This window comes from Kitasatospora sp. NPDC052896 (genome assembly GCF_044547075.1).
In the GTDB taxonomy this organism is placed as follows: Bacteria; Actinomycetota; Actinomycetes; order Streptomycetales; family Streptomycetaceae; genus Kitasatospora.
The window spans coordinates 143,629-164,636 of the sequence record NZ_JBITZU010000012.1 but is presented as its reverse complement, the minus strand read 5'-3'; the positions used below and the strand labels follow the sequence as shown (position 1 = coordinate 164,636).

Here is a 21,008-nt window from a genome sequence, read left to right as displayed (position 1 = left end):
CCGCGCCGGAGGGCGCACCTCGTGGGTGCGCCCTCCGGCGCGGTGGTCAGCGGGCCTACTTCTCCGGGTCGGGGCCACCTTCACTCTCCATGTCGTGGGCTGCCTGCTCGATCTCGTCCTGGCCCATGTCCTGGGCCTTGTGGGTGGCGTTGCCCATCGCGTCCGCGGCCGGGCCGGGCATGCGCTCGGCGGCCTTCTGTCCGGCCGAGCCCATCGCGTCGGAGGCCTGCTGGTGGTGGCCGCCGAGTCCGGCCTTGGCGTGTTCGAGGACCTCGTCCGTCTTGCTCCTGAGCCGGTCGAAGAATCCCATGTCTCCTCCTTGTGGTGGTCGGCCAAGGGACTGTGACCAACATGTCACCGCTGGTACCACCCCGCACGTCGAGCAGCTCGGCCGGCGGCTACCCTCCCGCCTCAGCCCCCACACCCGCCCCATACCCACCCCGGCGGCGGCGAAAAAAGTTCCGGCCCCGGGCAACCACCGCGCCCTTCCCGGTAGTGCAACAACCGTGAGCGCACTCCCTCCCGGAAAGGGTCGACCATTGCCCCGCCCTGCCAGGCTCCGCCAGGTCCTGATGGCACTGCTGACCGCCGCCACCCTTGCCGCCTGCAGCGATCCGTCGCATTCCGCCGCGGTCGACCACACCCGCGGCGTCCCGCCGTCCGGCCAGACCGCGCCGGCCACGTCGGCCGCGTCGGCCACGCCCGTCAGCCCGGCCGGCCTCCCCGGCGTCGGCCCGGCCGCAACGGCCCGAATACCCGCGGACACCGACCAGGTCCTGCTGGTCACCGGCCAGGCCCGCGACTCCTCGACCGCCACCGCCGCCCTCTACCAGCGCACCCAGCAGGGCTGGCGGCCCGCCGCGGCCCCCTGGCCCGCCCACAACGCGCTCAACGGCTGGACCGACGACCACCACGTGGGCGACCTGCGTTCCCCGATCGGCGTCTTCACCCTGAGCGACGCCGGCGGCCTGCTCGCCGACCCCGGCACCAAGCTCCCCTACCACCAGTCCCCGGGCTTCACCATCGGCGGCGACGGCTTCGACGGCGAACCGCTGACCGGCTCCTTCGACTACGTGGTGGCCATCGACTACAACCGGATCAGCGGCAGGTCACCCCTCGACCCGAGCGAGCCACTGGGCACCGGCAAGGGCGGCGGCATCTGGGTGCACGTGGACCACGGCGGCCCGACCCACGGCTGCGTCAGCCTGTCGAAGGACGACATGGCGGCACTGCTCCGGGCCCTCGACCCGGAGCAGCACCCCGTCATCGTGATGGGCGACGCGGCCTCGCTCAGCCGGTGACGCTGGCCGCCCCCGTCTCCAGGTGCCCGGTGAACCGCTGCGACCAGCTGGCGTCCACGTCCACGGTCACCGACAGGTCGTACCAACCATCGCTGTAGGCACACGCGTTGAAGTAGTCGCTGACACTGCCTCCGGCCGGGACCTGGTACGTCCAGGGCCCGTCCGTCCGGTAGTTGTCGGCGGCGATGGTGAAGGTCACCGCCGAGCTCCCGTTGTTCGTCAGCTCGAACCAGATCGCGAGCTGCCCGGTGTCCGGCGCCGCCGCGTACGAGGCGGCCACCGCCACCGCCTTGCCGGCCTTGCCGGTGTTACCGGTGAAGCGCCGCAGGAACCGGTTCGGCCCGACCACGCTCAGGTCGTACGCGCCGCTCCCGTACCCGGTACCGCAGTTGAAGAAGTCGCTGGTCGAGCCGCCCGGGTCCACCGTGTACTGCCACGGCCCACCGCTCCGGTAGGCGTTCGCGTAGGCCGCGAAGTGCGCCGAACTCGTGCCCTGGGCACCGACGTTGGCCATCGACAGCCAGACCTTGGCGACACCGCCGGAGTCGAACTCGAGGTGGTCCAGGTTGGCGTTCGGCTGGTACGGCAGCGCCCGGGCCTGCCGGGTGCCGGACTCCTGCACGGGCAGCGCGTTGTTCGCCGGCGCCGGGTTGGGCAACGGGCCGCAGGCGGACAGGCCGATGGTGGCCGAGGTGTCGGGCAGCGCCGGCAGGCCGTACACCGGGTTGGCGAAGTCGAAGACCGAGGTGAGGTCGCCGCACACCTTGCGCCGCCACGCGCTGATGTTGGGGCAGTTGGCCGGCTTGCCGATGGCGGCCGTCCAGACCTCCAGGAAGCGCAGCACCGAGGTGTGGTCGAAGACCTCGGAGTTCACCCAACCACCGCGGCTCCAGGGCGAGATGGCGATCATCGGGACCCGGAACCCGAGCCCGATGGGCGTTCCGCCGTACGTCTCATCGGCGGTGCCGGCCGGGGCGACGGGCGGCGGCACGTGGTCGAAGAACCCGTCGTTCTCGTCGTAGTTGAGGAAGAGGATCGAGGAGTTGTAGACGTCGGGGTCGGCGTTCAGCGCGTCGATCACCATGTGCACGAAGTGCGCGCCGTCCTCGGGCGTGGCGTAGGGGTGTTCGGACGAACCCTGGTCGGCGACCACCCAGGAGACCTGCGGCAGTGTGCCGCCCAGCACGTCGGCGCGGATCGCGGCGGCGATGTCGTTCGGGGTGTTGCCGGTGCTCGGCACCGAACCCATGCCCTTGACGGCCAGGTCGCTGCCGGCCGGCGCGTTGGCGAACTGGGTGAAGTAGGCCAGGGCGTTGTCACCGAAGTTGTCGCTGGCGTTCTGGTAGACCTTCCAGCTCACCCCGGCGGCCTCCAGGGCCTCGGCGTAGGTCTGCCAGCGCAACCCGGACTCGTCGCCACCGTCGTACGCCGGGCCGCCCGCGGTGCCGGCCGGGTCGATCCAACCACTCCAGTGGTAGGTGCGGTTGGGGCCGGTGGCGCTCAGGATCGAGCAATGGTAGGCGTCGCAGACGGTGTAGTTGTCGGCCAGCGCGTAGTGGAACGGGATGTCGGCGCGCCGCAGGTAGCCGAGTGTGCGGACGTTGCCCTTGGCCGAGACCCAGGAGTCCATCTTGCCGTTGTTCCACGCCGCGTGCTGGTCGCTCCAGGCGTGCGAGAGGTCGCCGTTGCACTGGGCGAGCCGCTCGGGGTCGGCGCCGCCGGCCGGACCGGTGGCACTGAACGCCCACGGGTACTGCCGGCCGCCGCCGTTGGGCTGGTTGAACACCGAGTAGCCGCCGGCGAGTTGGATCGCGCTGCGGTCGGCGAAGCCGCGGACGCCCTGCAGCATGCCGAAGTAGTGGTCGAAGCTGCGGTTCTCCTGCATCAGGATCACGATGTGCTGGGCGTCGGTGATGGTGCCCGTGCTGGTGAGCCCGGTCGCGGTGGCGGCGGACGCGGTGGAGGCGGACGCGGTGGAGGAACTCACCGCCGCGGTGGCCGCCGCACCCGCGGCGGCCACCATGAACGTTCTACGGCTCAGCTCTGTCATCGGGATCGCCGACCCTTCGATCGCGCCGCGCCGGGCGGCATACCGGCCCACGGGCGGATGCCGCGCGGTGCCTGAGGCCCTGTCCGCATGCCGTACGCACGTACGCGCCTGGAGGGTTGTGTGTACAACATGAGCCGCGCGCCATCCTGACTCCACCGGCTCGCCGGACACCAGGGCTGTGCGGCGAGTTTGTCGGACTGTTCGTCTCACCGTCAGCGGGTTGCCACAGGGTGAACCCAGGTTGGCCGTGTCAGGGAGATGGGCCCAACTGATCGTTTCGGGAGCGGCGGCGGCTCCACGCCGAGGGCGGGCGATTCGCCGGCCGGCGAGGCGGCCGTTCGGACACCGGCGCCAGGCCCCTACGCCGGGGCGCGTGGGCCGTGAGCGATGATGTCGGGGTGGAGACGATCAAGGGCGATGACCGACTGGCAGGGCTACGCCGACGGACGGACCGCATGGTGGACGAGCTCGGGAGGCTGGTTTCCACCGAGACCCCCTCGGAGGACCTGGCTGCCTGCGCCGCCGGTGCCCACGTGGTCTCCGAACTCGGCAAGGAACTCCTGGGGGACCCGGCCGAGTTCGTCGAGTCCGCCGGCCGGACTCACCTCCGCTGGCGCTGGCCCGCTCGGGAAGGTGGCGCCACCGTCGCCCTGATCGGGCACTACGACACGGTCTGGCCGCTGAGCACGCTGGAGCGCTGGCCCTTCGCGGTGGACGAGACCGCCGGTACGGCCACCGGTCCCGGCTGCTTCGACATGAAGGCCGGCATCGTTCAGCTCCTGCACGCCGTCTCGGTGTTGGACGACCGGGTCGGGGTGGAGATCCTGTTGACCTCCGACGAGGAGGTCGGCTCCCACAGCAGCCGGCACCTGATCGAGGACCTGGGCCGACGGGCCGTTGCTGCGCTGGTCCTCGAGGGCTCCGGTCACGGCGCGCTGAAGACCGGGCGCAAGGGCACCGGCATGTACCGGCTGGACGTGGCCGGCCACGCGGCGCACGCGGGCCTGGAACCGGAGAAGGGAGCCAACGCGCTCACGGCGTTGGCGCACCTGCTGCTGGCCGTCGACGCCCTGGCCAGGCCCGAGGTGGGATCCACCATCACCCCGACCCTGAGCGCGGCGGGCACCGCGAGCAACACGGTCCCGGCCCATGCGTACGTCGAGTTGGACGTGCGGGTTCCCGGCCAGGAGGAGGCCGACCGCATCGATGCCGCGCTGAGGGACCTGACGACCGTGGTGCCCGGAACCTCGCTGACCGTCAGCGGTGGACCGCACCGTCCTCCGCTGCCGCTCGCGTCCGGTGCCGCGTTGTTCCGGCGCGCTCGCACCCAGGCGGACCGCCTCGGCCTGGGGCCCCTGCGGAGCATCGTGGTCGGGGGCGCCTCCGACGGGAACTTCACCGCCTCGGTGGGGTGTCCCACCCTCGATGGCCTGGGCGCCGTCGGCGACGGGGCCCACGCCGAGGGCGAGCACGTCTCGATCGCCGACATGCCCGACCGTGCGGCACTCCTGGCCCACCTCGTCGACGACCTGCGAGCGGAGCCGGCCTCCGCCGGCTGACCGGAGATCGCCTCCCGCCTGCGGGTGTTCGCGATCGACCTGGGACTACCGGCTTCGGTGGTGCGGCGCGGTCAGAAGGACGGAATCCGCTCGGGTACCAGCCCAGCCTGGCGGAGGAGGCCGTACAGGTCGGTCTCGCCCCAGAACTCGACGATCCGTCCCTCCCGGAGCCGGTAGGACTTGACCCCCGTCATGGTGATGTCCCGGCCGCTGCGGTCGTGGGTGTAGGTGAGGGTGAAGGCCACGGTGACCCGGTCGCCGGCGGCGAAGAGGTCGTCCACCCGCACGCGGCAGTTGGACAGTCCCGGAGTCAGCACCGACCCCTCGGGGAGGTGCCGGCCCCGGCCGTGGAAGCCCGCGCCGTGAACGAGGACGTCCTCCGCGACGAGCTCTTCGAACTCGGCGACCTCCCTCGTCTCGAAGACCCGGAGGTAGCGGCGGACGACCTCGGCATTGTGCTTACAGATGGCAGCAGTCGAGTCGGACATGGAAGGACCGTATCCATCGGCCGATCCGCCGCGCCAGTGCACTTCGACGTGATCGACAGGGCGAGCGTCGCCTGAGCCGGCTCAGCTGCTCCGGGGGTTGCGAGGAAGTTCCCGGTCACGTGCGTACGGTACGCGTCGGGCGCGTACCGTACGTGCCGTCAGATTTCCTCGAAAGCACCGGTCTTGACGGCACGCACGAACGTGGCGAACGAGGCGGCCGAGAACTCCAGCACCGGCCCCTCGGGATCCTTGGAGTCCCGCACCCACCCGGGGCTCACGACATCAACCTCGATGCACTCGCCGCCGCCGCCACCACCGTTGCTGTAACTACTCTTCCGCCACTGGGCGGTGTGTCGATCGGTTCGCATGGCGCTCGTACTCCTCCATTACCGCTCTGATCTTCTCCACGGAGTCCCGCGGCGACAGGGCCTCGGCCCTGAGGAGATCGTAGATCTCGCGAAGCGCGATGACCTCATCTCGCCGCTCTACAAGTTGCCCGGTACTGCTGCCTTCAAGGTAGGCCACCAGGGACCGTTCGGGCGAGGTCAGCAGCGTGAGCGAACCAACCATCGCACCGTGCGCACCACTCCCGAACGGCAGCACCTGGATCGTCACATGCCGCAGCTCACCGGCGGCCAGGATGCGGCTCATCTGAACCTGCATCACCTCAGGCCCGCCGACCGCCCGGCGCAGTGCGCCCTCATCCAGGATGAACCAGTACCGGGCGGGTTTGGGGCCGTACATCCGCTTCTGCTGAGCAAGGCGCGCCGAGACCCTCTCCTCGATCTCCTGCACTTCGGCATACGGGGTGGCGGCCCGGAAGAGCTCCCGCGCATAGTCGGCCGTCTGGAGCCAGCCGTGCACGATCGGGACGTAGCTCTCGTGGACCACCGCCTTCGCGGCCTGCCCCAGGAACCTCCGATACCGGTCGGGGTACGGCTCCTTCTTCGCCAGCGGGTAGAGCCGGCCGAAGATCCCATCCGTCCCGAACGCCACGTCCAGCTTCTCGGACAGCCCCTCCGGTGGCAGCGACTCCGCCGCCTCGATCCGCGCCAGATGGGCCTTGCTGAAGTTCACGATCTCCGCCAGGGCGGCGATGGACATCCCGTTCGCCCGCTCGCGGCGGCTACGGATCTCCCACCCGTACAGATCGCGGGCCGAGCGTTCCGGCTGAAGCTCGTTCGGCTTGAAGCCCATCTTCTGCTCCCCTCGCCACGCGTCTCCTCCTGTCGACTGGAGACGCGGTTCCGCTTCCCAGGGTAGCTCCAGAGCGCGACGATCGAGACACAGTCAGTGACAATCACTCCCGGGATCCCCAACCATGACCTCGAGACTCCAGCGGCACATGCACCTCGCCCGCACCCAAGCCGTCCACGCACTCGCCGATTTGACCGACTCCCTCGACTCGGCCGGGATCGTCCTGCCCTCCGCCGCCCTCGACGACCACGCGCCGTGCACCGGCGTCGTGCTGATCGAACTCGGGCGCGCCCGAGCCGACGTGGTGCTGCGCATGGCCCAGTTGATCCGCATCGGGGTCCGGCATGAGCACTCCTGATGGGTTCCCCACCATCGAGCAGCACCAGGCCCGCCTCTACCGGCTGGAGGCGGAGCGGGCCATCCGCTCCCTCGCCGACACCCTGGACCTCGCCGGACTCCCTCCACTGGTCGGCCTGGAGGCGTTCCGGATCACCGTCACCCCGGCCGGTGCGCACGTGGAGCTGGGTGGTTGCGGCGCTCGGGCGCTCCAGGCGATCTCCGACTACCTGGCCGCCCACACCCGTTGCCTCGACCGCGTCATCCGGGGTGTCACGCTGCCCGCTCGGCTGGCCGAACTGCCCACTTTGCCAAGGGAACTGACCGAATGAGCCGCATGACGATCCGCACCTACCGGATCACCTCCGCCGGCCGGCGGATCGACCTCACCGCCCCCGAGGAGGTCGAGACGGAACACCGCCCGGCCGCGCCCCTCGCCTGGTCCAGCTGCGGCTGCCCCCGCTGCCTCCAGGCTCGCCCTCTCCCGGACGAGGAGCCGCGGCACCGCTAGGGCCCGGCCGGCGCGCGATCCGGCCCCCTCCCGCCGACGAGGACCAGCTCAGGGGGCGATCGGCAGCTGCCGCTTGTGCTCGGTGAGCCGGTAGCGGCGGACGATGACCCCGAAGGCGGCCTCCTCGACCGGCTTGCCCTCCAGCAGGTCGTCGATGTCGTCGTAGCTGACGCCGAGCGCGTCCTCGTCGGGCCGGCCCGGCTTCAGCGTCTCCAGGTCGGCGGTCGGGGTCTTCCGGACCAGCGCGTCGGGCGCACCCAGCTCCTGCGCGATGGCCCGCACCCGCCGCTTGGTGAGGCCGGTGAGCGGAACCACGTCGGCCGCGCCGTCGCCGAACTTGGTGAAGAAGCCGGAGACCGCCTCGGCGGCGTGGTCGGTGCCCACGACCAGGCCCTCGTGCGCGCCCGCCACCGCGTACTGGGCGATCATGCGCTGCCGGGCCTTGATGTTGCCGTGCACGAAGTCCTGGTGGTGTGCGTCGCGGAAGACCGTGCCGCCGGCCAGCACCGCCTCCAGCGCGGCGTCGCTGGCGGACTGCACGTCGACGGTCAGGATCCGGTCGGGCCGGATGAACTCCAGCGCCAGCTGCGCGTCCTGCTCGTCGGCCTGGGCGCCGTACGGCAGCCGCATCGCGAAGAACGTCGCCTCCCGCCCGGCGGCACGGACCCGCTCGACGGCGAGCTGGCACAGTCGGCCCGCGGTCGTGGAGTCCACCCCGCCGCTGATGCCCAGCACGAACGAGCGCAGGCCCGTGGAGGTCAGCTGGTCGGCGAGGAAGGCCACCCGGCGCTCGGTCTCCTGCCGTGCGTCGAAGGACGCGGTCACCCGGAGGTCCCGGGCGATCTCCTGCTGCACGGATATGGACGCCAGGTCGGTCACGGTTGCTCCTCGCTCGGGCCCACGGGGCAGGATCGGCACGCGCCGCCGGGGCCGCAGGCGCGCGTGGGGGACGGAAGCACTCTAGAGGAAGGCCGCGAAGTCCTGCTCAGGGCCTGTGCCCCGGCGGCCGCCCGCCCACTCGGGGGGACCGGCCCGGTGAACCGGCGGCGGTCACCGGCCCTCACGGGGCACGAAGCGGTCGACCAGGAGCGCGAGGCGGTCGGGGACCCGGTCGGCGGGCAGGCGTCCGGCACGGGTGAGGGTGACCAGCCCGTGCAGCGCGGCCCAGAAGGTCTCCGCGAACAACCCCGGATCATCGGGGTGCGCGTGGTCGGCGAGGGGCTCCAGCAGGGCCTCGAACGCCTCGCGCAGCGGAGCGGGCGTGGCCTCGTCGGCGAACAGGAGGCCGTTGTCGAGGCTGAACATCGCGTCGTACAGGACGTGGTTGCGCACGGCGAAGTCGGTGTAGGCACGGGCCATCGCGGCCGCCGCCTCCCGGCCGCCGGGCCGCTCCGGCACCGCGGCGCGCAGTGCGGCCGTCAGCTCGGCGAACCCCTCCAGCGCGACCGCTCCCACGATCTCGCTCTTGCCCCGGAAGTGGCTGTAGAGCACGGGCTGGCTGTACTCGATCCGCTCGGCGAGCCGGCGCGTGGTGACGGCGTCCCAGCCGTGGGTCTCGGCGAGCTCGCGGGCCGTGGAGACGATCAGCCTGTGGCGGTTGGCCCGCTCGCGTTCCTTGCGTTCGTGTACCGACATGGGTGGATTCTAGCATTGCTAGACATCTGAGCATCGACATGCCTAGCATCGACCTGTGACCTAGCATCGCTAGGACGAGCCTTTGGAGGGGACATGCAGGAGACACTGGCCGTCGTCACGATCGTCGTGGTCGGGGTGATGGTGGGCGTGGAGTTCGCGGTGGCGGCGTTCGTCAACCCGATCCTGGACCGACTCCCGAACGATGGCGGACTCGGCGCCCGCAGCGACGGGGCACGCGTCCTCGGCCGGATCATGCCGTTCTGGTACCTCGGCTCGGTGGCCCTCGGCACGGTGTGGGCCGCGCTGGCGTGGGGCGGCGCGAGCGCTTCGCTGGTCGCCACGGGCACCGCACTGCTCGTGCTGGGCGTGGTGATGTCGATCCTGCTGCTCGTGCCGATCAACTCACGTGTCGCGACCTGGTCGAACGAGGGCGCACCCGCGGACTGGAAGCGGCAGCTGGAGCGGTGGGACCGACTCCACCACGTCCGCGTGGGCGTCATCGTGCTCGCCTTCGCGCTGTTCGCCGTCGCCCTCGTTTAGGGGCCTTCGGCCGGATCCGTTCGCCGGGTCGGTTCGCCGGGTCGGGCCGGGTCGGCGAGCCACCCGGATCGGCCGGCGGGGCAAGGGAGTTCACGGCCTCCGGCGGACGAGGCGGGGGCGCCGGACCGGGGGGACGCGGTAGGTCGTCCACAGGGGCGCCCAGGGCCGTCGGATCGAGTTCAGGCCGGGCCCGAGGCCGGGCGTCGGCCGTCGCGTTCCGGTGGTCCACTGTCCCGAACAGCGGCCAAGAGCACGGGCGTTCACCTGACCCTCTCGGGTGGCCCCCGTGGTCGCGCCCCGGCTCGGCACCACCGCGTTCCCCGGCCCGACGACCCTTGCCGCTCCGACGTGGCGTCATCGGCCGGCGGCGTGCCGGCGGGCGACCTCAGGGGGCGCCGGCGAGGACCGGCGTCGCATCGGCGTGGCTGCACCGACACCTCGCACCCATTCGCATACGTTCGGTCACCGTGCGGGCACCTGCCCGCACGGCGTCCGTGCGTCCCGTCCGAAGAACGAGGCTCCCATGCGCAGCACCATCCTCGCCGCCACCACCCTGGCGGCCGCCACCGTCCTCACCGCCGCCCCCGCCCAGGCCGCCCCGGCCCCGGCCACGACCACCACGTCCTCACTCGACGTGTGGATCAGACAGGCGACCGCCTCCGTCACCCCCAGCGGCATGGTCGTCCTCGACGGCGGCTACGCGTGCCAGGACGCCGACCACACCGGCAACGCCCGGATCCGGCTCGACCTCGCGGCCGACAACAACGCACACGGCACGGCCGACGTCACCGTCCCCTGCCAGACCGCCGACGGCACCTTCACCACCACCGTCACCCCCGACGCCGGCTCCCCCGTCTTCACCAGGGACCACCCCGCCGAGGCCCACGCCACCATCACCCGGAGCGGCCAGGTAGGCGAGGAGGCCACCGCCGAGGCCATCCTCTTCAACCACCCGCTCTTCCTGCGGGCCAACCCCACGCTCACACCCGACGCCAGCGGCGGCTACACCGCCACCGGCACGTACGGCTGCTCCAGCACCGCCCCCACCGTGAACCTCACCCTCACCCTCACCGACAGGTCCGCCGCCGGCATCGCCGTGGGCAGCGCGCTGGCCAGCCTCCCCTGCCCCGCCACCGACCAGCCCTGGACCGCCACCGTCGCCCTCCCCGCGCTGCCCGCCCCCAGCACCCAGCAGGCCACCGGCCACCAGCTCTCGCTCCTCGCCAGCCTCGACGGTGCCGGCACCGGCGGCTCCGAGGGCATCCGCGAGTACACCTCCCTCAAGCTCACCCGCTGACGGCACACCCATCAAAGGAGAGAAACATGGCCGACACCCCGAGCGACCTCAAGTACACCAGGGACCACGAGTGGATCAGGACGCTGGACAACGGCAAGGTACGGATCGGCATCACGGAGTTCGCACAGAAGCAACTCGGCGACATCGTGTACGTCGAACTTCCCAAGGTCAAGGACAAGTTCGACGCCGGCGAGCCCTTCGGCAGCATCGAGTCGGTCAAGGCGGTGTCCGAGGTCTACGTCCCGGTCGCCGGTACCGTCGCGGCAGTGAACGAGAGCCTGGACGGTGAGCCGGAATCGGTCAACGACGACCCCTACGGCGACGGTTGGCTGATCGAACTGACCCTGGCGAAGGCCGCCGATCTGAACGGCCTGCTCTCCGCCGCCAAGTACGAGGAGTACCTCAGGGAAGAGGCGTAGGGCCGCGCCTGAGCGGGGCCCGCCCCCGCTCAGGCGTCCTTCACCACGACCCCCAACGCCTGCGCGAACTGCGGTGCCAGCTCGAAGAGTTGGACGGACGAGATGAGCGCGCCGCGCAGGCCCTCGTGGCCGTCCGGGAGGTCCAGCCGGGTGGCGCCGCGCAGGTCCACCTTCGTCAGCTTCGCACCGCCGAAGCGCACCTGCTGCAGCGAACTGCCCGGGAACGAGACCTCGGTGAGCTTCGCCCCACCGAAGTCCACGTCGGTCAACTGGCAGTCCTCGAAGACCACTTCGCGCAGCACCGCGGAGCGCAGGTTGACCGACTCCAGCTTGCACTGGCGCAGCACCAGCCGGCGCAGCTGCGCACTGTAGCCGGCGATCCCGGCGAACAGGCCGCCGCGCACGGTGGCGTCCTGCCACTCGCTCTCGGCCAGGTCGGTGGCCACCCAGCGACAGGCGTCCAGCCACACCTCGGTGAACCGGGCCTGCCGCAGCCGGGCCTCGAGCACCGAGACGCCGGTGAACGCACACTCCAGGAAGGACGCCCCACCCGCCTGCACGCCCTGGTACGTGCCGCCGTCGAAGTGCGCGGTGTCGTAGCGCTCGTCGCGGCGCCACGGGCCGGAGTGCGGCTGGAGCAGGTGGGCGAAGGGCAGGTCGGCGAGTTCGCGGGGCATGGGGTGGAACCTCCGGAAGGGACGCGGGGACGGCCTGGCGATCCTCGCACCCGACACCGACAGCCGCCGCTCAGGCCGCGGCCGTGTCCCGAGCGTGCGGCACGACCCTCACCGCCACCTCCAGTCCGGCCCCGATCGCCGCCGCCGATCCGAAGATCAGATAGTGGCCGCACCCCCAGAGGAACGCCTGCCGGTTGGAGCGCAGGTGCTCGTGCACCGAGCGGGCGAAGTAGATCCACCAGGCCGAGAAGCAGAGCAGCAGGCGGCCGACCGCGACCGGCAGCAGCCGCCCCGGCGACCGGTGCTCGTCCACCGCCGACCGCACCGCGACGGTGGCCGCCGCGACCCGCGCACGCATCCGCCCGGCACGCCACGGCGGCCGGTCACCTGGGTCGCCCAACTCCCCCGCCATCCCGTCAAGGGGAGTTGACGATCCAGTGCGCGAGACGGGTGACAGCTCGGCCGCCGCCGGGCGCGCCCTCGCGTCGCGCCGGGCAGGCGCCCCGAATGTCCCGATACATTCCTTCCCAGTGGATCGGCGACAGGGGCGTCCTGCGGGCAACGCGGAAGGTCAAGGCCGGTGCGGCGAGCCCGGGGGAGACATTCCCCCGACCCGGCCGCACCGGCCTCGTGATCACCGCGCTGCCCGACAGCGCCTCGACTCTCCGTACCGGCGCTACTTCTGCCAGCCGACCGTAGTGTAGTCGGTGTCCGCGAGCCCGCTCTCGCCGTAGTTGGCCAAGCCCTTGCGGAAGGCGGCGATCCCCGGGCGCTGGTAGAGCTCGATGGTGTGCCCGAGCTCCCAGATCTTGGCGTCCGCCTCGTTGTAGAGCTTGAGCGACTGCGCCTGGTCCAAGGTGCTGGCCGCCTGCTTGAGCAGGCTGTCGATCTCCGGGGTGCTCAGCCGCGAGTAGTTCTCGAAGACGTTGTTGCCGACCGGCTCCTGGTAGTACGGGATCGCGGTCGAGGGCGGGAAGGAGCCGGTGTTGCGCCAGGTCGCCAGGTCGAAGTTGCCGGTGTTGATGTACTTGTCGTCCAGGTCGTTGTCCGGCACCCGGTCCACGTCCACCTTGATGCCCGCCTGCAGCAGCATGTTCTGGGTCGCGGTGGCCAGGTCGAAGGTGCTCTGCGCGGAGCCCTGGCCCACCACGAAGTGCAGCTCCAGCTTCTGGCCGTCCTTGGTGCGCGACTGGCCGGCCCCGGCCTCCTGCCAACCGGCCGCCGTCAGCAGCTGCTTGGCCGAGGCCAGGTCGTAGGCGCCCCACGGACCGGAGTTGTCCTGGTAGCCGACCTGGTTGGTCATCAGGAAGTGGTTGCCCAACTCCTTGAACTGGACGGGGACTCCGGCGTTCATCACCTTGATCAGGGCCTGCCGGTCGAGCGCCTCGCCGATCGCCTGGCGGACCCGCTGGTCGGCCAGCGGGCCGTTGGAGCCGAGCGAGATGTGCACGTCGTCCCAGGGGCTGGCGCTGCGGATCACCGCGTCCGAGTCGCCCTTCAGCTGACTGTAGGCGTCGGCCCGGCCGGCCGAGGCCTCGTCGATCTCGTTGTTGAGGAACGCCTGGGTGATCGCGTCCTGGCTCAGCACCCGGTAGGTGAACTTGTCCAGCTTCGGCCTGGTCCCCCACCAGGCGGGGTCCGGCACGACGGTGATGGTCTGCGCGGTCTTGTCGGTGGTGCCGAGCTTGAACGCGCCGCCGGTGATCGGGATCCGCTCGATCCAGCCCTTGTTGAACTCGTCCGGGGTGGCGATCCCCGCCGCCGGGAGCAGCGGGTAGAAGAGGCTCTGCCAGTCGGCGTACGGAGTGCTGAAGGTGACCCTGACCTCGGTCGGGTCCGCGCCCTGCGAGACGTCGCCGATCTGGTCGTAGCCCGCGTTGCTGGCCGCGTCGTAGGCCGGGTTCTGGCCGTTGTCGGCCTGCCACACGGCCTTGAAGTCGAGGTAGCTGAGCGCCTTGCCGTCCGACCACTTCGCCTTCGGGTTGAGCTTGTAGTCCACCACCTGCGGGGAGGTGGAGACCAGCTTGGCCGACTCCAGGTACTCCGGCACCGGCTGGTAGACACCGGAGGCGTCCACCCGGAACAGCATCGGCTCGACCATCTTCATGATCTCGACCGAGTCGCCGTAGGTGCCGTCCACCTGGTACGGGTTCCACTGGCTGATCCACTGCTGGAGCGGGAGCCGCAGCTCGCCGCCGTCCCTGACGTCGGACAGCGGCTGCGGGTTGGTGTCGGTGGCGCTCAGCGCGGGCGCGGCGCTGGTCGCCGTACCGCCGGCCCCCGAGCCGCCCGAGCCGCATCCGGCGACGAGCAGCGCGCACGCGGTGGCGGCGAACAGCGCACGCGGAATGCGCCGGCCGGACGATCGGCGGCCCGGGGCAACTACGGCCATGGAAGGGGTCTCCCAGCGTTGGGTCGTGTCGGAGGTGTCCAGCCGCCAGGTGTGGCGACCGACCGGCCTGGGCAACTTGTCGATGCTCGGCCAGGCCGAAGCTAACAGCGGATCAACGCCTCTACCAGAGGACGAAATTGGGCCATGACGGAACCGCAACGCGACGCAACACCGACGCAACATCCGCTCCGCAACTCGCTGTAACACTCTGAGCGGACACGAATCACGACACTCCTCCCAGCGAAGGCTCGGTACTCATGACGATCGGGAACTCCCCGGCGGGGAGCGGCTGATGCTCCGCTACCTGGCGAAGCGTCTCGCCTACTACCTGCTGCTCCTGGTCGTGGCGGTCTTCCTCGCGTTCGCGCTGGCCAGCAGCGCGCTCAACCCGCGCGCCTACTTCGAGGCCAAGCAACCCCGGCCGTCCGCCGCCGCGGTGGACCGCCAGCTCACCGCGCTCGGCATCAACGACAGGACACCGGTGGTGATCCGCTTCGGCCACTGGGCCGACCGGGCCGTGCTCCACGGCGACCTCGGCCAGAGCATCCACAACACCTCGATCAACGCCGAGTTCGGCCGCCGGGTCTGGGTCTCGCTGCGGCTGCTGGTGATCGGCAGCCTGCTCGGGATGCTGCTCGGGGTGGCCGCCGGCGCCTGGGGTGCGGTGCGGCAGTACCGGGTGTCCGACCGGGCGCTGACCATCGCCTCGTTCGTGCTGCTCTCCACCCCGGTCTTCCTGCTGGCGCTCTTCCTCAAGAACGGTGCGATCGCGATCAACCAGGCCAGCGGGCACCAGCTGATCAACTTCACCGGGTACCAGACGCCCGGGCTGACCGGCGGGATCGGCGCCCGTCTCGCCGACTGGGGCGTCCACCTGTTGCTGCCCACCCTGTCGCTGGCGCTCACCGGCCTTGCCCAGTACAGCCGTTACCAACGCGGCACGATGCTGGACGTGCTCGGCTCCGACTACCTGCGCACCGCCGAGGCCAAGGGGCTGAGCCGGCGCCGGGTGCTGGTCAAGCACGGGCTGCGGACCGCCGTGATCCCGATGGCCACCCTCTTCGCCTACAGCTTCCTGGGCATCCTGACCGGCGCCACCTTCACCGAGGAGATCTTCGGCTGGCACGGCATGGGCGAGTGGTTCATCAGCGCCGTCCAGGAGAACGACACCAACGCGGTGGTCGCGGTCAACCTGTTCACCGCGGTGGTGGTGCTGGCCTCCGGGTTCCTCGCCGACGCGCTGCACGCCGCCCTGGACCCGCGGGTCCGGGCCTGATGACGGGAGCCGAGATGACGACGGAGACCGACGCACTCGTGGCACCCGCCCCCGCCACCGTGCGGGCGCCCGGCCGGGGGCGGCTGGTGCTCGGCCGGCTGCTGGCCGCCCGTGGCGCGCTGGTGGGCTGCCTGATCGTGGTGTTCCTCTTCCTGCTGGCCTTCGTCGGTCCGTTCCTGACGCACTGGACGTACACCGACGTCGACTACTCCGCGATGCGCCAACCGCCCTCCGCCCAGCACTGGTTCGGGACCGGTGGGCTCGGTCAGGACGTCTACGCGCAGACCCTGCGCGGGCTGCAGAAGTCGCTGATCATCGGCCTGCTGGTGGCGCTGCTCTCCACCGTGCTGGCCGGCCTGGTCGGCGCCTGCGCCGGGTACTTCGGCGGCTGGACCGACCGGCTGCTGATCTTCGTGGTCGACCTGCTGCTGGTCTTCCCCAGCTTCCTGGTGATCACCATCATCTCGCCGCGGCTGAAGGACGCCGGCTGGATCGCCTTCGTGGTACTGCTGGCCGCGTTCAACTGGATGATCACCGCGCGGGTGGTGCGCTCGATGACGATCTCGCTCAAGGAGCGCGAATTCGTCCGCGCCGCACGGTTCATGGGGGTCCGGCCGCTGCGGATCATCCTGCGACACGTCCTGCCGAACGCCGCCTCCTACCTGATCGTCGACGCGACCATCGCGGTCGGCGCGGCGGTGATGAGCGAGACCACGCTCTCCTACTTCGGCTTCGGGGTGCGCGCGCCGGACGTCTCGCTCGGCACCCTGATCGCCGACGGCACGGACGCCGCGCCGACCTACCCGTGGATGTTCTACTTCGCCGCCGGGCTGCTGGTGCTCTTCGTGCTGGCCGTCAACCTGATCGGGGACGGGCTGCGGGACGCGCTCGATCCCACGGCCGCGGCCGGCCGGCGCCCGTCCCGGCGGGCCGCCCGACGACGGGCCGTCGCCGCCCCTTCGACCCCCGAGGCCACTTCGTGAGCGCCATCACCGATCTGCCGGCCCAGCGCCGGACCGGATCCGGCACCGAGCTGCTGACCGTCCGCGACCTGCACGTCGAGTTCGCCGGGGGCCGCGGCCGGGCGGCCGTCCCCGCCGTCCGCGGCGTCGACCTCACCCTGCGACGCGGTGAGACGCTCGGCATCGTCGGCGAGTCCGGCTCCGGCAAGTCGGTCACCGCGCTCGCCGTGCTCGGCCTGCTGCCCGGCACCGCGACGGTCCGCGGTTCGGTCAGCCTGGACGGGCAGGAGCTGATCGGCCTGCCTGGCCGTGAGCTGGCCCGGATCCGCGGCCGGCGGATCTCGATGGTCTTCCAGGATCCACTCTCCGCCTTCACCCCCGTCTACCGGATCGGCGAGCAGATCGCCGAGGCCGTGCTGGCGCACCAGCGCGTCGGCAAGGCCGAGGCCCGGCGGCGGGCGGCCGAACTCCTCGAGCTGGTCGGCATCCCCGACCCCGGGCGGGCGCTGGAGAGCTTCCCGCACGAGTTCTCCGGCGGCATGCGGCAGCGCGCGATGATCGCCATGGCGGTCGCCAACCAGCCCGACATCCTGCTCGCCGACGAGCCCACCACCGCGCTCGACGTCACCATCCAGGCACAGGTGCTGGACGTGCTGCGGACCGCGCAGCGGGAGACCGGCGCCGCGCTGGTGCTGGTCAGCCACGATCTCGGGGTGATCGCCCAGATGGCCGACCGGGTCGCGGTGATGTACGCGGGGCGGGTGGTGGAGCACGCGGGCGTCGACGAGCTCTTCGCCGCGCCCCGGCACCCGTACACGCTCGGGCTGGTCGGCGCCGTGCCGCGACTGGACGCCCGGGGCGGACCGCTGGTCCCGATCCCCGGCAACCCGCCGGCACCCGGCGCGCTGACCGGCGGGTGCCCGTTCGCGCCGCGCTGCCCGCTGGTCGAGGAGCGCTGCCGGGGCGCCGAGCCGGCGCTCGGCGGGGGTTCCCACGCCGCCGCCTGCGTCAGGGCCGAGGAGCTGGCCCGGACCCGGCCGGCGCCGGCGGAGGTCTACCCCGTGCCCGCCGTCCCGCCGGTGACCCGGCCGGCCTCCCGTGCCGAGCTGCCGTCCGTGCTGGAGGTCAGCGGGCTGGCCAGGACCTTCCCGGTGCTGAAGGGCTCGGTCTTCAAGCGCAAGGTCGGCGAGGTGTACGCGGTGGACGGGGTCGACCTGGACATCCGGCGCGGCGAGACCCTCGGGCTGGTCGGCGAGTCCGGCTCCGGCAAGTCCACCACCCTCTTCGAGGTGCTCGCTCTGGCCCGTCCCGAGGCCGGCCGGATCACCCTGCTCGGGCAGGACACCGCCACCCTCGGCCGGGACGCCGCCCACCGGCTGCGAGCCCAGCTACAGATCGTCTTCCAGGATCCGATGGCCAGCCTCGACCCGCGGATGCCGGTCGGCGACATCATCGCCGAGCCGTTGCGGGCCCAGCGCGCCGACCGGGAGCTGATCGCCCGCCGGATCCCCGAACTCCTGCGCCAGGTCGGGCTCGACCCCGCGCACGCCGCCCGCTACCCGCACGAGTTCTCCGGCGGCCAGCGGCAGCGCGTCTCGATCGCCCGCGCGCTCGCCGTCGAGCCCCAACTCCTCGTCCTGGACGAGCCGGTGTCCGCGCTCGACGTCTCCATCCAGGCCGGCGTGCTCAACCTGCTGCAACGGCTCAAGGCCGAACTCGGGCTCGCCTACCTCTTCGTGTCGCACGACCTCGCGGTGATCCGGCACCTGGCGGACCGGGTGAGCGTGACGTACCTGGGCCGGACCGTCGAACAGGGCGCCGTGGACGCGGTGTTCGACGCTCCTCGGCATCCCTACACGCGGGCGCTGCTCTCCGCCGTGCCGCTGCCCGACCCGGCCGCCGAGCGGGCACGCACCCGGCTGCTGCTCGTGGGTGATCCGCCCAGCCCGACCACTCGGCACGCCGGCTGCCCGTTCCGGACTCGCTGCCCCGTCTACGCCGGGCTGCCCGCCGCGCTGCGGCCGAGCTGCGACAACACGCCGCCGCCGCTCACTCCTGCCCCGGCTCCAGCCTCGGCTCCAGCTCCGGCCGGCGCCTCAGCCGATCCATCGGCCAGTGCATCGGCCAGTGCCGACCACGCTGCCGCCTGCCACTATCCGGGGCGCGGTTAGGGCCCTGTCAGGCGGACGGGCCGGACGGCGGCCCCACTCGCACCGATCGATACGCTGCGCAACCGCGGGATGACGATTCGGCGAAAGCCTCATGTCCGTGTAATGTTCTCGGTGTCAGCAGGCGCCGCTAGCTCAGTTGGTTAGAGCAGCTGACTCTTAATCAGCGGGTCCGGGGTTCGAGTCCCTGGCGGCGCACATGCAGGTCAGGGCCTCCTCGCCATCGCGAGGAGGCCCTGATTCGTTCCAGCGCACCCGCGGCCCCCGACACCCCCGGCGCCCCTCCCGATGCGCCGGGAGCGCCCCGTTGCGCAGAGCGGCACGGGTGCGACAGGTTGTAGTCGACATCACCCGGCCCGGCCGATGTCGCCCGCCGGGCCGGCGAACTGACCGCTGATCAGAATCGAGGCCGGCCGATGGCTGCTGCTGTGAAGATCCTGCTCGTCGCCGGGGACGCCGCGGAGTCCCTGGAGGTGCTCTACCCGTACCAGCGGCTGCTGGAGGAGGGCTACCAGGTGGACATCGCGGCCCCGGCCGCCAAGAAGCTGCGGTTCGTGGTGCACGACTTCGAGCCCGGCTTCGACACCTACACCGAGAAGCCGGGCTACACCTGGCAGGCCGACGTGGCCTTCGCGGACGTCGACCCGGCCGACTACGCGGCACTGGTCATCCCGGGCGGCCGCGCCCCCGAGTACCTGCGCAACGACCCGGACCTGAAGCGCATCGTGGCGCACTTCTTCGCGTCCGAGAAGCCGGTCGCGCAGATCTGCCACGGGCCGCTGATCACCGCGGCGGCGGGCGTGCTCGACGGGCGGCGGACCGCCGCGTACCCGGCCCTGGAGCCGGACGTGCTGTCGGCGGGCGCGGTGTACGAGGACGGTGAGGCGGTGGTGGACGGCGTGCTGGTGTCGGCCCGGGCCTGGCCGGACCACCCGTCCTGGCTGCGCGCGTTCATCGAGGTGCTGCGCAGCAAGGCGCCGTTGGCCTGAGCCGGCGATCGGGGTGGCGGGGGCGGCTTCGTGCGGACTGCCCCCGCTTCCGCCGGCGGGGCCGTTCCGTCAGTAGGACTGCAGCTCGATCAGCGTTCCGTCGGGATCGCGCAGGTGCGCGGTGCGCAGCGTCGGACCCCACTGCGGACGGTCGGTCGCACCGACCACCAGCGTGCCGCCGTGCGCGAGGCAGAGCGCCAGGGCCGCGTCCACGTCCTGGACCCGACAGGTGAGCATCGTCCGGTCCTGGGCGGCTGGCGGTTCGGCGGGCAGGTCCCCGGTGCCGACGACGGCGGCCAGGGCCGCGCGGTCGAAGAGCACCAGGGCCGCCTCGATGCCGACGTCCCAGTTGGCGTACGGCCCCGACGGGTCACCCTTCTGCCTCGCCGCGCCGAGCAGTTCGGGCAGCACCGCGTCGTAGAAGCGGAAGCACTCGGCGAAGCGGGCGACCAGCAGGCGGGGGTAGAGCGCGTCCATGGCATCCTCACGTCCGGCATGCAGAATCAGTGGGTGCGAACCTATCATTGGGCAGCTCCCAGGAATCCCTAGAATGGGAAGCATGGACCACACGGACCGCCCCGACTCCCCGGGCCCACTGGACGCGACCCCGCCGAGCCTGCTCGACCTCACCACCTACCTGCTCTCCAAGACCGGCAAGGCGGCCCGACTGCGCTTGGCGGAGCGGCTCGCGGAGCGGGACCTGCGGCTGTGGCACATGGCGGTCCTGGCCGCGCTGGCCGACCACGGCCCGCACGTGCAGCGCGAGCTGGCCACCCGGCTGGCCATCGACCCGAGCGACGTGGTGAAGGTGCTGGACGGCCTGGCGGCGGCCGGCCAGGTCGAACGCGCCCGCGACACCGCCGACCGGCGCCGGGTCCTGGTCACCCTCACCACTGAGGGACGGACCGCGCTGGACCAACTCCGCGCCGAGGCCCGCGAGGTGCAGGACGAACTGCTCGCCCCCCTGACCACCGACGAGCGGGCCCAGCTGCACGGGCTGCTGCGGAAGGTGTTCGCGGGGGTGGCGGGGGCCGGGATGGACGGGGGCGCGGCGTGATGAGGGCGGCGTAACAGGGGGCGCGGCGTACTGGCGGCCGGAGTGTGAGCGGTGGGCTTAGTGGGGGGCCCGGCGAGCCCCCAACAGCCCCCCCCGCGAAAAAGAACACCCCCCCCCCACCCGCTCCGCGCACAAAACACCCCCCCCCCCCCCC

General features: G+C 71.6%; 23 protein-coding genes, 1 tRNA gene and 1 pseudogene. 14 read left to right on the top strand and 11 right to left on the bottom strand.

The window, feature by feature from the left end:
* Positions 1-55 precede the first annotated feature (55 nt).
* Entirely contained in the window at positions 56-310 is a 255-nt protein-coding gene (locus ACIGXM_RS23770; protein ID WP_396564012.1) for a hypothetical protein, read from the bottom strand.
* Between the two features lie 262 nt (positions 311-572).
* Here ACIGXM_RS23770 and ACIGXM_RS23765 point away from each other — a divergent pair, with 262 nt between their 5' ends.
* The gene (locus ACIGXM_RS23765) at positions 573-1,301 is read left to right on the top strand and encodes a L,D-transpeptidase family protein (RefSeq protein WP_396564010.1); all 729 of its coding nucleotides are present in this window, start codon (positions 573-575) and stop codon (positions 1,299-1,301) included.
* On the opposite strand, the gene ACIGXM_RS23760 is transcribed toward ACIGXM_RS23765, so the two are convergent.
* Complete coding sequence (locus ACIGXM_RS23760; protein ID WP_396564008.1) at positions 1,291-3,351, bottom strand: phosphocholine-specific phospholipase C; 2,061 nt, start codon at positions 3,349-3,351, stop codon at positions 1,291-1,293. The two genes, ACIGXM_RS23765 and ACIGXM_RS23760, sit on opposite strands and share 11 nt — an antisense overlap.
* 380 nt (positions 3,352-3,731) lie before the next feature.
* Between ACIGXM_RS23760 and ACIGXM_RS23755 the strand changes: the two genes are divergently transcribed.
* On the top strand, positions 3,732-4,910 hold the full coding sequence (locus tag ACIGXM_RS23755) for a M20/M25/M40 family metallo-hydrolase (RefSeq protein ID WP_396564006.1): 1,179 nt from the start codon (positions 3,732-3,734) through the stop codon (positions 4,908-4,910).
* 71 nt (positions 4,911-4,981) lie between these two features.
* On the opposite strand, the gene ACIGXM_RS23750 is transcribed toward ACIGXM_RS23755, so the two are convergent.
* From ACIGXM_RS23750 to ACIGXM_RS23740, 3 genes are all read right to left on the bottom strand, one after another.
* Positions 4,982-5,398 carry an ester cyclase gene (locus tag ACIGXM_RS23750; RefSeq protein ID WP_396564004.1) on the bottom strand — a complete coding sequence of 139 codons (417 nt, stop codon included), beginning with the start codon at positions 5,396-5,398 and terminating at the stop codon, positions 4,982-4,984.
* A gap of 158 nt (positions 5,399-5,556) precedes the next feature.
* Complete coding sequence (locus ACIGXM_RS23745) at positions 5,557-5,766, bottom strand: DUF397 domain-containing protein (protein ID WP_396564002.1); 210 nt, start codon at positions 5,764-5,766, stop codon at positions 5,557-5,559.
* Entirely contained in the window at positions 5,726-6,595 is an 870-nt protein-coding gene (locus ACIGXM_RS23740; protein ID WP_396564000.1) for a Scr1 family TA system antitoxin-like transcriptional regulator, read from the bottom strand. The genes ACIGXM_RS23745 and ACIGXM_RS23740 overlap by 41 nt, the downstream gene beginning before the upstream one ends.
* 124 nt (positions 6,596-6,719) lie before the next feature.
* Here ACIGXM_RS23740 and ACIGXM_RS23735 point away from each other — a divergent pair, with 124 nt between their 5' ends.
* Genes ACIGXM_RS23735 through ACIGXM_RS23725 form a run of 3 tightly spaced genes read left to right on the top strand, consistent with a single transcriptional unit; the run spans position 6,720 to position 7,442 of the window.
* Positions 6,720-6,953, top strand: coding sequence for a hypothetical protein (locus tag ACIGXM_RS23735; protein WP_396563998.1), 234 nt, complete (start codon positions 6,720-6,722; stop codon positions 6,951-6,953).
* Positions 6,940-7,263: a hypothetical protein gene (locus tag ACIGXM_RS23730; RefSeq protein ID WP_396563996.1), complete on the top strand. Its 324-nt coding sequence runs from the start codon at positions 6,940-6,942 to the stop codon at positions 7,261-7,263. The genes ACIGXM_RS23735 and ACIGXM_RS23730 overlap by 14 nt, the downstream gene beginning before the upstream one ends.
* Positions 7,260-7,442, top strand: coding sequence for a hypothetical protein (locus ACIGXM_RS23725; protein WP_396563994.1), 183 nt, complete (start codon positions 7,260-7,262; stop codon positions 7,440-7,442). Before ACIGXM_RS23730 ends, ACIGXM_RS23725 begins: the two co-directional genes overlap by 4 nt.
* A 48-nt stretch (positions 7,443-7,490) precedes the next feature.
* Here ACIGXM_RS23725 and nadE read toward each other — a convergent pair whose 3' ends face one another.
* Positions 7,491-8,321 (bottom strand): ammonia-dependent NAD(+) synthetase, encoded by an 831-nt coding sequence (gene nadE, locus ACIGXM_RS23720; RefSeq protein ID WP_396563992.1) that lies wholly within the window; start codon positions 8,319-8,321, stop codon positions 7,491-7,493.
* A 171-nt stretch (positions 8,322-8,492) separates the two neighbouring features.
* A complete protein-coding gene (locus ACIGXM_RS23715) occupies positions 8,493-9,077 on the bottom strand; it encodes a TetR/AcrR family transcriptional regulator (protein WP_396563990.1) in 585 nt (194 codons plus the stop codon).
* 93 nt (positions 9,078-9,170) lie between these two features.
* Between ACIGXM_RS23715 and ACIGXM_RS23710 the strand changes: the two genes are divergently transcribed.
* From ACIGXM_RS23710 to gcvH, 3 genes are all read left to right on the top strand, one after another.
* Positions 9,171-9,617, top strand: coding sequence for an anthrone oxygenase family protein (locus tag ACIGXM_RS23710; RefSeq protein ID WP_396563988.1), 447 nt, complete (start codon positions 9,171-9,173; stop codon positions 9,615-9,617).
* 523 nt (positions 9,618-10,140) lie between these two features.
* Positions 10,141-10,914: a hypothetical protein gene (locus tag ACIGXM_RS23705; protein WP_396563987.1), complete on the top strand. Its 774-nt coding sequence runs from the start codon at positions 10,141-10,143 to the stop codon at positions 10,912-10,914.
* 26 nt (positions 10,915-10,940) lie between these two features.
* Positions 10,941-11,333, top strand: a complete 393-nt coding sequence (gene gcvH / locus ACIGXM_RS23700) for a glycine cleavage system protein GcvH (RefSeq protein WP_396563985.1) — start codon at positions 10,941-10,943, stop codon at positions 11,331-11,333.
* A gap of 29 nt (positions 11,334-11,362) precedes the next feature.
* On the opposite strand, the gene ACIGXM_RS23695 is transcribed toward gcvH, so the two are convergent.
* From ACIGXM_RS23695 to ACIGXM_RS23685, 3 genes and pseudogenes are all read right to left on the bottom strand, one after another.
* Positions 11,363-12,010, bottom strand: coding sequence for a pentapeptide repeat-containing protein (locus ACIGXM_RS23695; RefSeq protein ID WP_396563983.1), 648 nt, complete (start codon positions 12,008-12,010; stop codon positions 11,363-11,365).
* A 106-nt stretch (positions 12,011-12,116) separates the two neighbouring features.
* A pseudogene (locus tag ACIGXM_RS23690) lies at positions 12,117-12,356 on the bottom strand (low temperature requirement protein A); the annotation flags it as partial.
* 330 nt (positions 12,357-12,686) lie between these two features.
* A complete protein-coding gene (locus ACIGXM_RS23685) occupies positions 12,687-14,402 on the bottom strand; it encodes an ABC transporter family substrate-binding protein (RefSeq protein ID WP_396563981.1) in 1,716 nt (571 codons plus the stop codon).
* Between the two features lie 292 nt (positions 14,403-14,694).
* On the opposite strand from ACIGXM_RS23685, the gene ACIGXM_RS23680 reads away from it, so the two are divergent.
* From ACIGXM_RS23680 to ACIGXM_RS23660, 5 genes are all read left to right on the top strand, one after another.
* Positions 14,695-15,678 (top strand): ABC transporter permease, encoded by a 984-nt coding sequence (locus ACIGXM_RS23680; protein WP_396563980.1) that lies wholly within the window; start codon positions 14,695-14,697, stop codon positions 15,676-15,678.
* A 14-nt stretch (positions 15,679-15,692) separates the two neighbouring features.
* Positions 15,693-16,661, top strand: a complete 969-nt coding sequence (locus ACIGXM_RS23675) for an ABC transporter permease (RefSeq protein WP_396563978.1) — start codon at positions 15,693-15,695, stop codon at positions 16,659-16,661.
* 5 nt (positions 16,662-16,666) lie between these two features.
* On the top strand, positions 16,667-18,811 hold the full coding sequence (locus ACIGXM_RS23670; RefSeq protein WP_396564046.1) for a dipeptide ABC transporter ATP-binding protein: 2,145 nt from the start codon (positions 16,667-16,669) through the stop codon (positions 18,809-18,811).
* 121 nt (positions 18,812-18,932) lie between these two features.
* Positions 18,933-19,006, top strand: a tRNA-Lys gene (locus ACIGXM_RS23665).
* A 218-nt stretch (positions 19,007-19,224) separates the two neighbouring features.
* Positions 19,225-19,797 carry a DJ-1/PfpI family protein gene (locus tag ACIGXM_RS23660; RefSeq protein ID WP_396563976.1) on the top strand — a complete coding sequence of 191 codons (573 nt, stop codon included), beginning with the start codon at positions 19,225-19,227 and terminating at the stop codon, positions 19,795-19,797.
* 69 nt (positions 19,798-19,866) lie between these two features.
* Here the strand turns inward: ACIGXM_RS23660 and ACIGXM_RS23655 are convergent, their stop codons facing one another.
* The gene (locus ACIGXM_RS23655; protein WP_396563974.1) at positions 19,867-20,274 is read right to left on the bottom strand and encodes a VOC family protein; all 408 of its coding nucleotides are present in this window, start codon (positions 20,272-20,274) and stop codon (positions 19,867-19,869) included.
* An 82-nt stretch (positions 20,275-20,356) separates the two neighbouring features.
* On the opposite strand from ACIGXM_RS23655, the gene ACIGXM_RS23650 reads away from it, so the two are divergent.
* Positions 20,357-20,854: a MarR family winged helix-turn-helix transcriptional regulator gene (locus tag ACIGXM_RS23650; protein ID WP_396563972.1), complete on the top strand. Its 498-nt coding sequence runs from the start codon at positions 20,357-20,359 to the stop codon at positions 20,852-20,854.
* Positions 20,855-21,008 lie beyond the last annotated feature (154 nt).

Bases quoted from the DNA above. Each gene is read 5' to 3' on its own strand.
- gcvH (WP_396563985.1), top strand. From the start codon at position 10,941: ATGGCCGACACCCCGAGCGACCTCAAGTACACCAGGGACCACGAGTGG.
- ACIGXM_RS23770 (WP_396564012.1), bottom strand. From the start codon at position 310: ATGGGATTCTTCGACCGGCTCAGGAGCAAGACGGACGAGGTCCTCGAA.
- ACIGXM_RS23735 (WP_396563998.1), top strand. From the start codon at position 6,720: ATGACCTCGAGACTCCAGCGGCACATGCACCTCGCCCGCACCCAAGCC.
- ACIGXM_RS23725 (WP_396563994.1), top strand. From the start codon at position 7,260: ATGAGCCGCATGACGATCCGCACCTACCGGATCACCTCCGCCGGCCGG.
- ACIGXM_RS23760 (WP_396564008.1), bottom strand. From the start codon at position 3,351: ATGACAGAGCTGAGCCGTAGAACGTTCATGGTGGCCGCCGCGGGTGCG.
- ACIGXM_RS23660 (WP_396563976.1), top strand. From the start codon at position 19,225: ATGGCTGCTGCTGTGAAGATCCTGCTCGTCGCCGGGGACGCCGCGGAG.
- ACIGXM_RS23680 (WP_396563980.1), top strand. From the start codon at position 14,695: ATGCTCCGCTACCTGGCGAAGCGTCTCGCCTACTACCTGCTGCTCCTG.
- ACIGXM_RS23745 (WP_396564002.1), bottom strand. From the start codon at position 5,766: ATGCGAACCGATCGACACACCGCCCAGTGGCGGAAGAGTAGTTACAGC.
- ACIGXM_RS23740 (WP_396564000.1), bottom strand. From the start codon at position 6,595: ATGGGCTTCAAGCCGAACGAGCTTCAGCCGGAACGCTCGGCCCGCGAT.
- ACIGXM_RS23675 (WP_396563978.1), top strand. From the start codon at position 15,693: ATGACGACGGAGACCGACGCACTCGTGGCACCCGCCCCCGCCACCGTG.
- ACIGXM_RS23705 (WP_396563987.1), top strand. From the start codon at position 10,141: ATGCGCAGCACCATCCTCGCCGCCACCACCCTGGCGGCCGCCACCGTC.
- ACIGXM_RS23715 (WP_396563990.1), bottom strand. From the start codon at position 9,077: ATGTCGGTACACGAACGCAAGGAACGCGAGCGGGCCAACCGCCACAGG.
- ACIGXM_RS23750 (WP_396564004.1), bottom strand. From the start codon at position 5,398: ATGTCCGACTCGACTGCTGCCATCTGTAAGCACAATGCCGAGGTCGTC.
- ACIGXM_RS23685 (WP_396563981.1), bottom strand. From the start codon at position 14,402: ATGGCCGTAGTTGCCCCGGGCCGCCGATCGTCCGGCCGGCGCATTCCG.
- ACIGXM_RS23730 (WP_396563996.1), top strand. From the start codon at position 6,940: ATGAGCACTCCTGATGGGTTCCCCACCATCGAGCAGCACCAGGCCCGC.
- ACIGXM_RS23695 (WP_396563983.1), bottom strand. From the start codon at position 12,010: ATGCCCCGCGAACTCGCCGACCTGCCCTTCGCCCACCTGCTCCAGCCG.
- ACIGXM_RS23765 (WP_396564010.1), top strand. From the start codon at position 573: ATGGCACTGCTGACCGCCGCCACCCTTGCCGCCTGCAGCGATCCGTCG.
- ACIGXM_RS23650 (WP_396563972.1), top strand. From the start codon at position 20,357: ATGGACCACACGGACCGCCCCGACTCCCCGGGCCCACTGGACGCGACC.
- ACIGXM_RS23655 (WP_396563974.1), bottom strand. From the start codon at position 20,274: ATGGACGCGCTCTACCCCCGCCTGCTGGTCGCCCGCTTCGCCGAGTGC.
- ACIGXM_RS23710 (WP_396563988.1), top strand. From the start codon at position 9,171: ATGCAGGAGACACTGGCCGTCGTCACGATCGTCGTGGTCGGGGTGATG.